The 15,368-nt window shown below is 38.3% G+C and carries 15 protein-coding genes; 13 read left to right on the forward strand and 2 right to left on the reverse strand.

Features of this window, described 5'->3' with window-relative positions:
* Window positions 1-57: 57 nt before the first annotated feature.
* The 7 genes from cysC to H0Z29_11790 all read left to right on the forward strand — a co-directional run bounded on the left by cysC (window position 58) and on the right by H0Z29_11790 (window position 6,064).
* Complete coding sequence (gene cysC / locus H0Z29_11760) at window positions 58-696, forward strand: adenylyl-sulfate kinase (protein ID MBO8132159.1); 639 nt, start codon at window positions 58-60, stop codon at window positions 694-696.
* On the forward strand, window positions 680-1,675 hold the full coding sequence (locus H0Z29_11765) for a GDP-mannose 4,6-dehydratase (protein MBO8132160.1): 996 nt from the start codon (window positions 680-682) through the stop codon (window positions 1,673-1,675). The genes cysC and H0Z29_11765 overlap by 17 nt, the downstream gene beginning before the upstream one ends.
* Before the next feature lie 25 nt (window positions 1,676-1,700).
* The gene (locus H0Z29_11770) at window positions 1,701-2,732 is read left to right on the forward strand and encodes an SDR family NAD(P)-dependent oxidoreductase (GenBank protein MBO8132161.1); all 1,032 of its coding nucleotides are present in this window, start codon (window positions 1,701-1,703) and stop codon (window positions 2,730-2,732) included.
* 20 nt (window positions 2,733-2,752) lie between these two features.
* Window positions 2,753-3,901 carry an NAD-dependent epimerase/dehydratase family protein gene (locus H0Z29_11775; GenBank protein ID MBO8132162.1) on the forward strand — a complete coding sequence of 383 codons (1,149 nt, stop codon included), beginning with the start codon at window positions 2,753-2,755 and terminating at the stop codon, window positions 3,899-3,901.
* Window positions 3,902-4,065: 164 nt separating this feature from the next.
* On the forward strand, window positions 4,066-5,538 hold the full coding sequence (locus H0Z29_11780) for an oligosaccharide flippase family protein (GenBank protein MBO8132163.1): 1,473 nt from the start codon (window positions 4,066-4,068) through the stop codon (window positions 5,536-5,538).
* 4 nt (window positions 5,539-5,542) lie between these two features.
* Window positions 5,543-5,815 (forward strand): hypothetical protein, encoded by a 273-nt coding sequence (locus H0Z29_11785; protein MBO8132164.1) that lies wholly within the window; start codon window positions 5,543-5,545, stop codon window positions 5,813-5,815.
* A gap of 93 nt (window positions 5,816-5,908) precedes the next feature.
* Window positions 5,909-6,064, forward strand: coding sequence for a hypothetical protein (locus H0Z29_11790; GenBank protein ID MBO8132165.1), 156 nt, complete (start codon window positions 5,909-5,911; stop codon window positions 6,062-6,064).
* Between the two features lie 172 nt (window positions 6,065-6,236).
* Here the strand turns inward: H0Z29_11790 and H0Z29_11795 are convergent, their stop codons facing one another.
* Together H0Z29_11795 and H0Z29_11800 are read right to left on the reverse strand one after the other, a co-directional pair.
* Window positions 6,237-7,487 (reverse strand): IS110 family transposase, encoded by a 1,251-nt coding sequence (locus H0Z29_11795; protein ID MBO8132166.1) that lies wholly within the window; start codon window positions 7,485-7,487, stop codon window positions 6,237-6,239.
* Window positions 7,488-7,995: 508 nt separating this feature from the next.
* The gene (locus H0Z29_11800; GenBank protein ID MBO8132167.1) at window positions 7,996-8,604 is read right to left on the reverse strand and encodes a transposase; all 609 of its coding nucleotides are present in this window, start codon (window positions 8,602-8,604) and stop codon (window positions 7,996-7,998) included.
* A gap of 783 nt (window positions 8,605-9,387) precedes the next feature.
* On the opposite strand from H0Z29_11800, the gene H0Z29_11805 reads away from it, so the two are divergent.
* The 6 genes from H0Z29_11805 to H0Z29_11830 form a co-directional block, all read left to right on the forward strand.
* Window positions 9,388-10,341, forward strand: a complete 954-nt coding sequence (locus H0Z29_11805) for a hypothetical protein (protein MBO8132168.1) — start codon at window positions 9,388-9,390, stop codon at window positions 10,339-10,341.
* Between the two features lie 66 nt (window positions 10,342-10,407).
* Entirely contained in the window at window positions 10,408-11,316 is a 909-nt protein-coding gene (locus H0Z29_11810) for a glycosyltransferase family 2 protein (GenBank protein MBO8132169.1), read from the forward strand.
* Window positions 11,317-11,604: 288 nt separating this feature from the next.
* Window positions 11,605-12,624, forward strand: a complete 1,020-nt coding sequence (locus H0Z29_11815; GenBank protein MBO8132170.1) for an O-antigen ligase family protein — start codon at window positions 11,605-11,607, stop codon at window positions 12,622-12,624.
* A complete protein-coding gene (locus tag H0Z29_11820; GenBank protein MBO8132171.1) occupies window positions 12,605-13,792 on the forward strand; it encodes a glycosyltransferase family 4 protein in 1,188 nt (395 codons plus the stop codon). The genes H0Z29_11815 and H0Z29_11820 overlap by 20 nt, the downstream gene beginning before the upstream one ends.
* Window positions 13,793-13,814: 22 nt before the next feature.
* Window positions 13,815-14,954, forward strand: coding sequence for a glycosyltransferase family 4 protein (locus H0Z29_11825; GenBank protein MBO8132172.1), 1,140 nt, complete (start codon window positions 13,815-13,817; stop codon window positions 14,952-14,954).
* 276 nt (window positions 14,955-15,230) lie between these two features.
* Window positions 15,231-15,368: sugar transferase (locus H0Z29_11830; protein MBO8132173.1), on the forward strand; the 138-nt coding region annotated here is incomplete at its 3' end.

Raw genomic sequence — 15,368 nt, forward strand, 5'->3', positions numbered from 1 at the left:
AATGTGTAGAAATACAACATAGTGAGGTTTGGAAAATACAAACGTTATGTATAGTAAATAGGAGCTGTTCATAAATTGGAAAAAGCGGCAAGCAATGTGGTCTGGCAACCATATACCATTACAAAAGAACATAGACAAAGACTGAATCAGCATAAAAGTTTTGTGCTATGGTTTACGGGTTTACCGGCATCCGGTAAATCCACACTTTCAAATGCTCTGGAATGCAAATTGCACGAAATGGGTATCCGCACGTATTTACTTGACGGCGATAACGTTCGCCAGGGGCTGTGTAAAGACCTGGACTTTTCCGAGGAAGGCCGCCGGGAAAACATAAGGCGCATAGCGGAAGTGGCCAAGCTTTTTGTAGATGCCGGTATCGTAGTGATAGCGGCATTTATTTCGCCTTACAGGGCCGACCGTGAAATGGCCCGGAATTTGTTCGAGCCGGGCGAGTTTATCGAAGTATATGTGAAATGCCCCCTGCACGAGTGCGAGCGCAGGGATCCAAAGGGGTTATACAGAAAGGCGCGGAGTGGAGAAATTAAAAATTTTACTGGAGTAAGTGCACCATACGAGGAGCCACTTCGGCCAGAGATCGTAGTTGAGACACACGTAAATTCAATTACTGAATGCTTACAAAAGATTATTAGTAATTTAGATTTGCAGGAGTTGAAATATTTTGCCGGTAGAAGGTAGATCCTGGCTAATTACAGGGGGATGCGGTTTTATAGGGACTAACCTTATAGCTGCATTACTTGAAGAAAATCCACTAACAAAAATCCGCGTTTTAGACAATCTTTCTGTAGGCCAAAAGGACGACTTAGCAAAGGTATGTAATGACTTTTTAGAAACTCCGGTTGATGCTATATCAAGTAATCCAAGAGGAGTTGAATTAGTTATCGGAGATGTCCGCGAGGCCGATTTTGTTTCTAAGACGTGTAAAGGCATAGATATTATTGTTCATCTTGCAGCCAATTCCGGCGTGGCTTCATCTGTAGAAAACCCGCGTTTAGATTGTGAAGTTAATGTTATTGGAACTCTTAACTTGCTAGAAGCTGCAAGGCATAATAACGTTCAGAAATTTATATTTGCATCAAGCGGAGCACCATTAGGAGAACAAGAGCCCCCAATACACGAACAAAAAGTACCGCGACCTGTTTCGCCCTATGGTGCAAGCAAGCTGGCCGGAGAAGGGTACTGCTCTGCCTATTACCGCACCTTTGGCTTATCAACGATAGCATTACGTTTTGGAAATGTTTATGGACCGCGGAGTAAACACAAAAGCAGTGTAGTAGCTAAGTTTATTCAGCAGGCATTAAGAGGAGAAGTCCTGGAAATATATGGGGATGGGCAGCAAACAAGGGATTTTATTTATATTAAAGATCTTGTTAAGGCGATTCGACTTGCCGCGGATAGCGATGTTGGTGGAGAAGTATTTCAAATTGCCACTTACCGTGAAACTACGGTTAATGAACTTACTGAGCAACTAACTGCTTTGCTTAGAAAAAAGTTACCTCAGTTAGACATTAGGGTTAATTATGGTAGTGAACGCTTGGGGGACGTAAAGCGAAATTATTCTGATATATCCAAAGCTCGCAAAATTCTTGGTTTTCAGCCTCAGTATGACCTTAGAAAAGGACTGGAAGAAACAATCGACTGGTTTCTAAGCCAATAATACATATTGTGAAAGAGTGAGGCTTATGAGTATCTTTGATGGAAAACATGTCCTAGTTACGGGAGCTTCTGGTACAGTAGGCAAGGAATTGGTACGCCAGCTATCGGAGCGATTTTATCCTGCTGAAATTCGGGCTATTGACAATAATGAGTCGGGATTATTCTTTTTAGACCAAAATTATTATCAGGACCATCGCGTTAGGTGTTTTTTAGGAGATGTTCGAGACCGGGATACACTTGTCAATATAATGCAAGGTATTGATATCGTTATCCATACTGCAGCCCTAAAGCATGTGATCTTGTGTGAAAAATCTCCGTGGGATGCTGTAGAGACTAACATCCTCGGAATTCACAATATCATACAAGCTGCTACATCCTGTGGGGTAGAAAGGGTTTTATTCACTAGTTCAGACAAGGCTGTTAACCCAACTAATGTAATGGGTACTTCGAAGCTAATGGGAGAACGGCTAATGACGGCTGCCAACGCCAAGAAGTTTGGCGGAAACGGGCCTGTTTTCTTTTCTACAAGATTCGGTAATGTTCTTGGGTCACGCGGGTCTGTTATTCCCATTTTTAAGCAGCAGATTGCCAAAGGGGGACCGGTAACACTAACCGATTATCGAATGACCCGCTTTATTATGACCTTGTCCGAAGCAGTATCCCTTGTGCTTAAGAGTGTTGAACTTGCGATGGGGGGAGAAGTATTTGTTTCTAAAATGCCGGTTGTTAAAATAAAGGACTTGGCCGAAATAATGATAGAGATTTTAGCGCCCACATATGGGTATAGACCTTCAGATATAGAAATTATCGAAATCGGGGCCAAGCCTGGTGAGAAGTTGTACGAAGAGTTAATGAGTTTGGAAGAAACGCGCCGAGCGATGGAGTTGCGAGACATGTTTGTTGTATTGCCAGCATTCAGATCAGTATACGAAGACATTAAGTATGACTACAAAGGAATAGTACGTAGCAAGGTTGAACGTCCATACAACTCTAGTACCGAACAACCTATGACAAAGGAAGATTTAAGAAATTACCTTATCACTCACAAGTTGGTTTAGAAACATTAAGGGGTGGATTTATGCGCGTACTTATATTGGGAGTGGACGGTTACTTGGGGTGGCCAACAGCAATGGCCTTTTCCAAATTGGGGCACGAAGTCTATGGTGTAGATAACTATCTGCGGCGAAATCTTTGCCGCGAGGAAAATGCGGAACCGTTGTTTCCGGTACCAAACCTTCACGAACGGGTTGAATTATGGAAGATATTAACTGGTAAAAATATTAAAATTCGCATAGGGGACTTGCGAGACTGGAACGTTATAAGTGAGGTTTTTCAGGAGTTTCAACCCGAGGCCGTAGTACACTATGCCGAACAGCCCTCCGCGCCCTATTCCATGCTGAGACGGGAAGCAGCGATGTTGACTCTGCAAAACAATTTGACCGTAACAGCCAACCTTATTTACGCCGTAAAAAAAAATTGTCCGGATTGCCATATCATAAAGCTCGGGACGATGGGGGAATATGGTACGCCTAATATTGACATCGAGGAAGGCTGGCTGGAAATAGAACATAACGGCCGGCGTGATATATTTTTGTTCCCGCGCCAGGCAAGTTCTCTTTATCATACTACTAAGATAATGGATACCGACCTGTTGTGGTTTTATGTCCGCACCTGGGGATTACGGGTAACAGACCTAATGCAGGGCCCTGTCTATGGTCTGTACACGGATGAATGTAAGGATGACGAACGGCTATGGCCTTTCTTTAATTATGATGAGATCTTTGGAACGGTTCTTAATCGCTTTGTAGTGCAGGCTGTGGCTGGATACCCCCTCACTGTTTATGGAAAAGGCGGCCAAACACGGGGGTACATCAATATCAAAGACACTATCAACTGTGTCCGCTTGTCGATGGAGAATCCTCCTAAAAAAGGAGAGCTACGAATTTTTAATCAGTTTACTGAGACCTTTACTGTCAACGAGCTTGCGGAGAAAGTTAAGAGAGTGGGCAATGAAATGGGTTTAAATGTGCGTATAAGGCATATTGAAAACCCTCGTAAGGAAGCAGAGGAGCATTATTATAATCCTAAGCATACTGGATTACTTGAATTAGGATTGCAGCCCCATTATCTGACTGATGAGGTAATTCACGATATGCTAGAAGCGGTTATGGAACACGAGACTCGGATTAATAACTCAAGTATTCTAAGAAACGTACGTTGGGCTTAGATTCACGTTATAAGGGTTATTGATAAGGTAAAGCAAATCCAGCGGAATGGTTTTGTTTTATATCACCTTAATATGACTTTGGTGTGGTGCATATATCCGTAAAATATGTTCGAGTTACGATGGGAAAAGGAGAATTTAACCGAAATTGCGGAATGTAATTAGTTATGGATAAGAATTTTACTTTTGAATTAGTTGCAAGGTTTGTTGTATTGGGAACAACTACCTTAGTCAGTTTTATTTTAATACCCCTTTTGTCCAAGAACTTAGGTGCTCAAGGGTATGGAGTTTGGACTCAGATTAGTATTACAAGTAGCTTGATTGCTCCTTTCATAACATTAAAGACAGAAATTGCTACTATTAGATTTGCGAACCGGTATGATCACGCGAGGATGAACTGGATCTATATAATACTATCCTTGGGCGTGATATTAAATTGCTTGCTTTTAATTGGTATTTCTCTTTTATTTCTAGATGATATCTGTGGATTTTTGTTTGGGCTGGAAAGCAAGACGAATTCCCTAGGCATGTTTATTCTCTTTTGGGGTTTTATTATCTCAACTGTAACTAGCCGTTTTTGGGAACACATCCTGAGAGCAAAAGATAAAAACTTGCACCTTAGCTTGTTACAGACTATACGTGCTTTATTACTTCTGTTATGTAGTTTGTGCTACATTACTATTAAAAATACCTTTATGCTCGAAGTATTTTTAACTATTAGTATAATACTAAATGTTATAGTTATTATTATTATTTTAACAACAGAACTTACAAAAGGGATTTACAAGTTATCCTGGAACGATTCTCTTCAAGAAATTTTTAAACTGGTAAAATATAGCTTTCCTTTAGTTCCATATGCCTTTCTTGTATGGGTTAGCGATGTTTCAGATAGATATATTATTAATTACTACCTGGGTTTATCCAGTGTTGGGAGTTATGGATTAAATTATAACATTTGTAAATATCTTTCTTTGGCTATCGGTCCAATTACTTTTGTAGTTTTTCCTAGTGTTTCAAAGTTATGGGATCAAGGGGATTACTCCCGTGTTAGATATTATTTAGATGTATCTCTGAAGCTTTTTACGATTATGACTTTGCCATTTCTAATGATTTTCTTTGTTTTCTACGATGAGCTAATTACGCTACTTGCCAAACAAGAGTTTGTGGTTTCTTTGTGGACAGTTGCCTTTTTAATGTTAGGAACGTATGTATTTAATTTAAGCCAAATTATCAGGATTGGCCCACATCTTATTGAAAAAACTAAAATACTGTCTTATGGCGCAGTTATTAGTGCTTTCCTAAATCTGGTATTGAATTTTGCTTTGGTTCCCCAGTTTGGCTTAGGGGGTGCCGCGTTCTCTACCCTGATATGTTATAGCTTATTTACTATTGTTATTCTATACATTAATATAAAAAACAATTTGTTTTTTATAATAGATGTAGAATTTTATACCAAGTTTTTCTTTATTTGCTTTGTTTTCTTTTTTATTTCTAAATTTATTGATTTACATCTTGAACTGGGCTTGTTTCTAAAGCTAGGTTTAGCATTTGGTGTTTTTATTTTAACTTGTTATGTTTTTAGGCTTCTACCTAAAGATACTATTAAAGCGGTTAGAGCTATCTATAGGGGAAGGGGTTGATTTGTTGAATTTTCTAAAAAAGATTGCAGTAAAAGTAGTGTTGTCTTTGTACTTAAAATTTGAAAAAAGTATATGGCGTATTGTAGCAGAAAGTTACAAAACACGCCTTGGTAAATGTGGAAAGAATGTCAAATTTAATGGTAAAATATTTATCAGTCGTCCTGAATTATTAGAAATAGAAGATAACGTTCATATAGGTCATAACGCAAGTATTTTATCGGGAGGTAAAGTTTATATTGGAGCCAATACTCATATCGGACCTAATTTGGTTATTTAAAGTGTAAATCATAATTATAACGGTACTAGGCTTCCATATGATGAAGAGAAAATATATAAACCTGTATATATTGGGAAAAATGTTTGGATTGGGATGAATGTAATTATTGCTCCGGGGAGCATTATTAAAGACGGTGCGATTGTAGGGATGGGAACGGTAGTTTCGGGGGAGGTGCCTCGTTTGGCTATAATTGGTGCTCAAAAATTTAGAATTCTAAAATATCGAGACAATACCATTATGAATATTTAATCCGAAAAATCTAAAAAGCAGTTAAAATCTAAGAAAGTATTAATCCTAACTCTTAACCATTACCCTCACTTTAAAAAAGAAGGTGTAAAATGGCAATAGGATGCCCGGGCCGCATTAAGAGGCTTGTTTTAATTACAATTATTACAAGTATGTCATTAAGAAACCCGTTGGTTTAAGCCGTCTTCCCCTCAGGAAGAGTAACAATATAACCTTTCTTTGTAAGGAGTTTGATCGCAGCATCTTCAGGACTTTTTACTTGTTTCTTTTTAAAATAATCTTCGCCAAGCTCATTGTAGGGCGTTTTATTTTTCAACATGTAATAAACAATAATAAGAATTTCGTGGGCAGTGGCAACAGCAGCTTTTTTCTTACCATGTTTTCTGGTGATGCGCCAAAACAAGGCGTTTAACCGGGTTCCTCGTTTTTTTGACGCCGCCCAAGCGCATTGATTTAATGCACTTTTTAATGCTGCATTTCCATAAGTCGTTTTGCTATGTTTCTTTTTACCGGCACTTTCATTATTGCCCGGACTAACACCTGCCCATGACGAAATGTGTTTCTCTGATGGAAATACATCCATATTGGTGCCCAATTCCGAGATGATAACAGCGGCAGTATTATCTTTGATTAACGACAACGATTTTAATAATTCAACTTCTTCCTGATAAGGAGCTAATGCTTGAGCAATACGACTTTCTAATTCAGCAAGTAGTTGTTCTAAAGCCTCGATATGCTTCCAGCAAAAGCCAATCATTTCACGATGATGTTGCCGCAGACGGCCATTAAGTGCATCTTGTAATTCAGGAATTTTGTTGCATAATTTTCCTTTAACCAATTTTTTTAAATCTTCTACTTCTATCTTTTCGCCATTAATAATGGCCTGCAGCAAGTTTCGGCCCGAAACTCCAAAAATGTCTGACATATATGTCGTCAATTTAATGTTGGCATCTTGCAGGAATTTATGAATTCGGTTCTTTTCAGCGGTGATATCAGCAATTAATTTTTTCCTGTAACGGGTCATATCCCGCAAATCGCGAATAGGCTCAGGAGGTACAAAGCTGCTTTCTATCAAACCATTGCGCAGCAACTTTGCTATCCATTCCGCATCTTTGATGTCTGTTTTACGCCCGGGAACATTTTTAATCGTACGGGCATTCGCTAAGAGAAGGGTAAATGAACCTTCCAATACATTCCAAACAGGTTTCCAGTAAACAGAGGTGCTTTCCATTGCTACATGGGTTACATTATGCTCTGATAAAAAATCTGACAGTTTTAACAAGCCGGATGTTGTTGTTGAAAACGTTTCGATTACTTTTTTAGGACGCCGGTCAAGAGGGCCAAACAGCACACACGCTACAACGGTTTCTTGGTGTACATCTAATCCGGCACAGCTTTCGTACAGCGCATCACTTTCTGTTTCCATTATCCTGGTTTGTTTCGACGACTTACGCTTGCGCTTTTTGCTCTCTGGCATGAAAAATCCCCTCAATTCATTAAAATTTAGCAGTGGTACAGCAACCGAAATAAGTGAAATTTTAATCCGCGTGCTCAAGACACAATCAGTTGTACTTCCAGGTTGCTGCAGTCAGTTTAGATAACAGGGTCAAGCCACCAATAATATCCCGACTTATACGCACACTGCTAACTCTTATTATAAAATATACCAGGATTTTTCATGCTCGGTTGTGAATTACAAGTTCATGGAAGTTTAGATAAACATAAACAATATGGGGCTGAAGATGGAAAACCTTATAAGGAGCCATTTGCAAAATTAGTTTAAACTTAATGGCAACATAATCAATTACACTTAAATTTCCATTTTTTAAGGGATGCTACTATTAAAGATTGAAGATTATGGATTCACTGCATGTAATGCCCAAAAAGAAGGACAGACTACCCCTTCATGTTACGGCTTTCAAAAATTTTACCTGTTAAGCAGCTTCCTGCTTAGCTTTACAGGCAAGCATAGCAGCCGTTCCGGCCAGATAAGCCAACATACACAGGTTGACGTGAAGAATGACCTTGGATAATCCTCTAACAGTTACCTGACCTAAATTCAGTTTATTTTTAAGGACATTAAGCAGACGCTCTATATGCCACCGCAACTTATACAGCTCTTCCCATCGCTTACTACCGCGGTGCGGGCTGCTAAATAAACGGGGATTTTTTCGAATACTAACATTGGTTACTTTGCCACAGGCACTTTTACAACCGCATTCCTTGTTGCATATAACGTTTTTGCCCACGGCCTTAGGACAGCGGAATTTATTTAAAAGCCGCTTTTTATCAGTGCCCCAGTAAACCATGGGATGTTTACCGGGACAAATTGGTGTACCATCTTCTGTAAAACCAGCAGGAGGTTTTTTCTGGCCCCGGAGATTCAGTTTCACGATGGCCGGAACCTTTAAATCAAGGGCAGCTTTTTCATATATGAAATGGGCATCATACCCTGCATCCATTAGAAAATGGTCCAATTTGCTACCATACAGTTCTTCGTGCATGAGACAAGCTTTCTCCATTATTAACGGAGCAACTTCCATATCACTTACATTGGCCGGAACTATATACACAGTGGTAGAGGCCCGTCTTCCGTTATGAGAGCCGCAGTATGTACCTTGTAGCCGTAAAAAAATTCACTTTCACCTGTAGAGGCGGTACGGTGCCCAAATGCTGCACATTTAGTTGGGAGAGGGTAACAAAGAAACGAGAAAATGTTGATGGATGTGGTAATGGTGAACCCAAATTAAATCCTCAAAGCAAGCGTAAAACTATATCCCGACGCAATGCCTGGATTGAGTTACGTTGGCAAGGGGTTTACACATTGGAAATAAATAACAGCCCTCCGCATAATTCAATATGTTCTTGGTGAGCCCCGAGGCAATTTCAATCAAAGTAGCGCCGTAAGGGAAGTCTTGACAGACGGGGTCCCCGCGTTATGGTACAATGGCGTTTTCGACGGGGGATGTATAATTTTCTCACATGTTCCCGGAGCCGCCCGTCGGCAGTTATTACGAACCATACGCGGGGTGGCTGTCAAGACCGCTACTTTGTTCCTTAATTTTTAGCTTATACTGCAACTTTTGGTGCTGGTAGAAGGAGTTGATCCGGGTAAAGAAAAAAGAATGCTTGCGCTGGTGTTCTTCCCTTGGTACGGCATTCATAGCAGGGATTTCACCTTCTGTGGCTTTTTGTCGGGATAACAAAGATTTCCATGGAATGGGGTGAAACCCTTTTTCTATAAGCTACAAGCGTTAGTTTTTAAGGGCTTTTAATTTTGCAATTTGCTCTTATAAGGGCTAGGTAATGAGGTGAAGCAGGATATTATGAAATTGATAGTTAGTGTCAGTATTAAAGATCAAAAATTTTTGAATGACAAGACTTTTCATATAAGAGGCGAGGTTCGTATTCTAAATATTGGCGAATTAATTCGTGAGATTGATCGCATTCCAATTAAAGAATCAAATTCAGTAGTAATGAAAGGGCATCACAAGCTAAACGGGGGAGTGATTATTGGAAGTAAGTATCTATGCACGACGTATGGTCAAGTGCTTACCGTAGATTTAAACACTCGCAAACAAGAAACCGTATTGTCAGAACCTTTCTTTAACGATTTACATCATGTTAGTTATGCAAATGATGAATATGCAGTTGTAAATACTGGGCTTGAACAATTACTTATTTACGACTGCCGCTTTAACCTCAAACGGATTTACAATCTGTTAGATGATATTAACGTAAATCGAACATTTGACTTGAGTTTGGATTACCGTCACGTATGGTCAACCAAACCTCATTATGTTCATCCTAATTACTGCTTTTATTACGATGGGGAATGGTGGGTAACGCGATTTTTGCAAAAAGATGCGATTGGAATAGATTCTAAGCGACGTATTAGTTTGGAATCCTATGGTAATCCTCACGACGGATTAGTAATGGATGATTGTGTTTATTTTACTACGACAAATGGTTGGGTAGTTAAATATAATTTTAAAACTCGCACGTATGACTCTTGGAACCTAAACGAATTAGTGGGGCGAGATCAACTGGGGTGGTGTCGTGGTCTTGCTGTAATAGGTGATAAAGCATATGTGTGCTTTACTAAATTTCGTTCAAGTAGAGCTAAAGAGATGGTTAAATGGATAATAGATGCGTCAATTAGAGAAGCGCTACCAAGTCGTATATTGGAAGTGGACCTTAAAAGGAATAAAATAACGAGGGAAATAAGTTTTCAGGAAAAAGATTTGACTTTATTTAGCCTTACATACATATCTAATTAGGGCTTAAAGCTGGTATCTTAAATCAACGTAGAAAGTTTATATCAGAACTAAGGGAGTTAAGGGTAAATGCAAAATGCCCCTCTGGTTTCTGTCATTGTTCCGACGTACAACTCAAAATCAGAAGAACTTGAACGTACTATCAATAGCATTCTAAACCAAGATTACACTAACATTGAAATAATAGTTGTTGATGATGGGTCACGCAATCCTTTTTCCGGGATTAAAGACAGATTCAAAATTGAAAGGAGAATACAATGGTTAGAAATGTCCGAAAATATGGGAGTTGCAGTAGCTAGAAACGCTGGGATTCAACAAGCGTCGGGAGATTATATAGCCTTTTTAGATGCGGGAGATTGGTGGGAACCTAATAAAATCCGTTTGCAAGTAAAACTATTTGAATCCTTGTCCAGTGATTATGGGTTAGTCTACTGTGGAGCATTTGTACATAATCCAAATGGGATGGTGTACAAATCATTCCCTAAATTTTCAGGGAACATCTATAAACATCTACTTGTGAGTCAGGTAATTACTGGTTCGTGTTCTTCGGTATTAATGCCTCGACACGTACTAGATAAAGTAGGGGATTTTTTTGAACAATACGACCTGCCGGAGGATAGAGAACTGTGGATGAGGATTTCAAAGAATTACGAAGTATCATATGTTAATCAATGTTTAGTCCATTTGAATGTCTGCCCATGCAGTCGTAGCACTAATCCTGAAGTAAAGTCTATAACATATCGACGCCTCTTGAGATTATATGAAAAGGATCTTATTAAATATGGTGTTAAGAGTAAAGCTTGGGCACATTGCAAACTTGTAATAGGACAAAAGTACTTAAGAAAAAGAAACATTATTAAAGCATTTACTTATTTTGCAGATGCGTTATTTACACATCCATCGATTCACGTGACTAAAGGGCTAATAATTTCCTTATTCCCTTTTATTCTTAGGCTAAAGCACTTGCGTTTAAAATAGCAGTAATCAGCAATTTAATATTAGGGTTGTTTTTAACTGTAAATTGGGTGATAATAGATGCGTTTAACAGGCATTTTTAAACCAATGCTATTGCTAGTAATAGTTATTTGTTTTATTTTCAACTCGAAAGAGTCCTATTCCTTTGTAATTGGAGGATTAACTATTACATATGATGATATTGTTATATTCATTATTTTTTTGTTAGTTATATTGCAAAAGTTATTAAAAGGAGGAAAGTTTGGTTGTGACAATACACTATGTATAAATTTTATATTTTTTGGATTGATAATGGTTAGTACTTTATTGACCATGTTTGTATCAAATAATCCTTTTGGAGATATAAAGCAGATTATTAGCATCTTTGAATATGCTATAGTATTTTGGCTGGGCTATACTTTAAATCTTGACTTGAAATCGCAGGAAATAAGTTTCAAGATCATAACGTTAGTCGGGAGTTTTATTGCACTAACATCAATACTCCTAGCTACTGGTTTTCTCGATATTCATCTTGGTGATGTTAGGGCACCTCGTGTAAGCATTTTAAAATATAGAGCAATTGGTTGGTTAGAGATTTATGGTTCATTTGGTGTTTGGATGCAGATTTGTTTGGGTATTATTCTTGCTTCTTTAATGCAACCTTTATTTAAAAAAGCCTATAATTATATAATTCTTCTTGTACTTTTAAGCGGCGTATTTGTTTCGCAATCGCGGGCGACATGGCTAACTACTTTCTTGGTTTTATCTGTTTTTCTTATAATGCTATTATATTTTAAATTAAGAAAACTAAAGTTCGGCGCACTAATAGGAGGCATTGCATCTATTGGCATAGTTGTTGTAGTATACTTAAGTTTTTGGCAATTTATTTTAGATTTATTTGAATATCTAATAAAAATAAAACCATTAAGTTATGTAAGCCGATTGAATCAATATGTTTTAGCGATTAGCATTATTAAAGATCAACCTCTTTTGGGTCTAGGCGCTGATGTTTTCAGTCAAATAAGTGCCGATGGTTCGGTTTTGCATAATACCTTTTTGGATATTTACGTGCGTTCTGGTTTGATAGGATTTGTTGGATATGTTAGTATCTGGATGTTACCTTTTTTTGCGTTAATAAGAACTATGGTAAAACTCAAAGACACTAGGTATAAATTATTTTGCGTTGCGTATTTAATTGGCATTATCGGAATGTGTATACAGAGCCAATTCTATTTAGCAGATGGGTTTCTTTTGATATGGTTTTTTTTGGGGATGGCAACTGCCTTTATGAGTTTGCAAGGAGTTAGAAAGGATGTCTACCTTAATGCATAAAATTGCAAACGAAAGTATTGAAATCTGCCATATTCAAATGGCCTACTATCCGGGCAGCGAGATGAGAGCGTTTTATGAATACACTCAAGCATTGTCTCGGATGGGACATCACGTCTGTGTAATAGCTGCTGGTAAACCTGATGAAGCTACTTTCGAATGTGTAAATGGTGTAGAAGTTTATAGGATTAAGGTTAGGTCAATATCAAAAAAATCTTTAGAGCCTGTGATATTTTTAAGGAAAGCCATACAGATTTTAAGAGCAGAAGCCAAAAGTAGGCCGTTTGATGTCATACATACCTATACTTCGTGGGAAATGATACCAATGCCTTTATTAATGTCCTCTGCAGCAAAACGGTTCGTTTTTGATATTAGATCGAACGCCATTAGTGGTGGACTTTTCACAACAATCGGTAAAGTGTTGCGCAGGATTTCGCGACTTGTTTATGACGCCGTTATAGTACTTGATGATGCGCTAGGAAAAGATATTTTTGGGAATTGTACGCGATATCATATAGTTCCTTTAGGGGTTGACCTTAACACTTTTAGTCCTGTAGGTATGCGGGACAAAAGACTAGCAAAAGAACGGTTTGGACTAAACCCCGAAAAGAATACTATAGGTTTTATAAGCAGTCTTTATCCAACTAGGCGTTGTGACAGAGTTTTAGAAACCTATAAGGTAGTAATGTCTAAAAAACCTGATACTCAAGCACTCATTGTAGGGGATGGCCCTGACTTTAGTAAGTTACAGCATGTTATTAATCACGATAGTATCTTAAAGAACCGAGTAAAGATGACTGGTAAAGTTCCGATAACTGAAGTACATCACGCTTACCATGCTTGCGATGTTTTTTTGTCATACATTCCAATTAACTCTATTTATGATCCACAACCACCACTAAAAACAATAGAAGCATTAGCAAGTGGAGTACCTGTAATAGCAACGGCAACCAGAGGAAATAAGACATTTATTCAAGATCAAGTTAACGGATTATTAGCTAATGATAACGTTGAAGATCTAGCATCTAAGTGTTTAACAATATTGTCCAATAAATGCTTAAGACAAGCTCTTATAAAAGCTGGAATAGAGACTGCAAAGAAGTTTGAGTGGAATAAGATTGTTCGAGATTATCTTCTTCCAATATATCTGGATTTGTTATCTTCTAAGTAAAAGTGAGAGGGTATAATTTAGTATGGTTCCAAAAATTCGAGGGAAAGTTTTACTTATAGCTTCAGTATATACTCATCTCGCTGCATTTCATAAACCATTCATACAATTATTAAAAAATAAAGGTTATGAAATCCATACAGCTGCGTCTTCTTCTGAGGGAAGGATTAACGAGATAGAAAGCCTGGGAGTAAAGTGTTGGGACATTCCCTTTGCTCGGTCACCATATAGCTTAAAAAACTATATGGCTTACTGTAAGTTAAGACAATTATTGATCTGTAACTATTTTAGTTTGATACATGTGCATACTCCTATGGCCGCGTTCTCAGGTCGGTATCTTGCAAAAGCTACACACCAGGGGCCTGTGTTATATACAGCACATGGCTTTCATTTTTTTAAAGGTGCTTCGAAACGTAACTGGTTATTATATTATAATGCTGAGCGTCTGGCTAGTAAATGGACAGATGGTCTAATTGTTATGAACGAAGAGGATTTTGAGGCTGGCAAAAGGCTTGGTTTTCTTCCTGGTAAGGACTTATTCTTTGTACATGGCGTTGGGGTTGACTTAAATAAATATGGAGAGATAAGATCTTCCTTAACTCTCAAAAAAAGCCTAGGTATTTCCTCAAGAGACCTAGTTATCAGTTGTGTTGCTGAATTTATACCAAATAAAAACCACGTTTTTCTTCTAAAAGCATGGTCTTATCTTGCCCAGAAATACAATAATATCCATCTTGTTTTGGTTGGAGATGGTAAGCTGAGGCATATGATTAACAAAGTAATTGACAGAGAAAGACTACAACGTGTTTTCTTGTTGGGTTTTAGAAACGATGTACCCGAAATACTTGCTGAATCAGATATTGTCACGTTGGTTTCTAAGCGGGAAGGTTTACCAAGATGTATTATGGAAGCAATGGCATCAAAGAAACCTGTCGTTGCTACAGACGTTAGAGGATCGCGGGATTTGGTTAAACACGGTAAGACCGGGTTTTTAGTTCCTCTTGACGATGTTAGTGCATTAGTAAAAGCTTTTGAGACTTTAATTAACAATACTGACCTGCGAAATAAGATGGGTCAAGCAGGACGAGAAGTTATCCAGGATTATTCTATCGACAGGGTTATCGCTGAAATGGAAGAAATATACGATATGTTTCTGCAAAAATGAGAGAAGGTATTGAGATACGTATGGATGGTATTTAAAAGCTGCAAATTATGAGGAAAACATACGCGCGTGATTAATGGGGCGTTCCATGCTGGCCTTCTGGTTGCGTTTCGGCCGGTACGTACCGGAAGTTAATTTTGCCCTTTTTGCAAAACATGATTTCTGTTATTGGAGCCAAGAACCGGGAAATTGCAGTTGAGAAATATGATATGCACAAGGTTAACCGGTTAATTATTGAAGTCATTGGGCTAAAAAGCAATTGAGCGGTGGTACTTAAATATGCGGTTAATTGTTAAGCGGGTTATGGATATCGTTGGTGCCTTGGCGGGTCTCGTTGTTGCCTTTCCGCTTATGCTTTTGACTGCCCTTTTAATCCGGTTAAATATGGGTTCTCCCGTAATTTTTCGCCAGTTGCGT

The organism is Candidatus Neomarinimicrobiota bacterium, assembly GCA_017656425.1.
Lineage (GTDB): Bacteria > Fidelibacterota > UBA2242 > UBA2242 > B5-G15 > JACDNV01.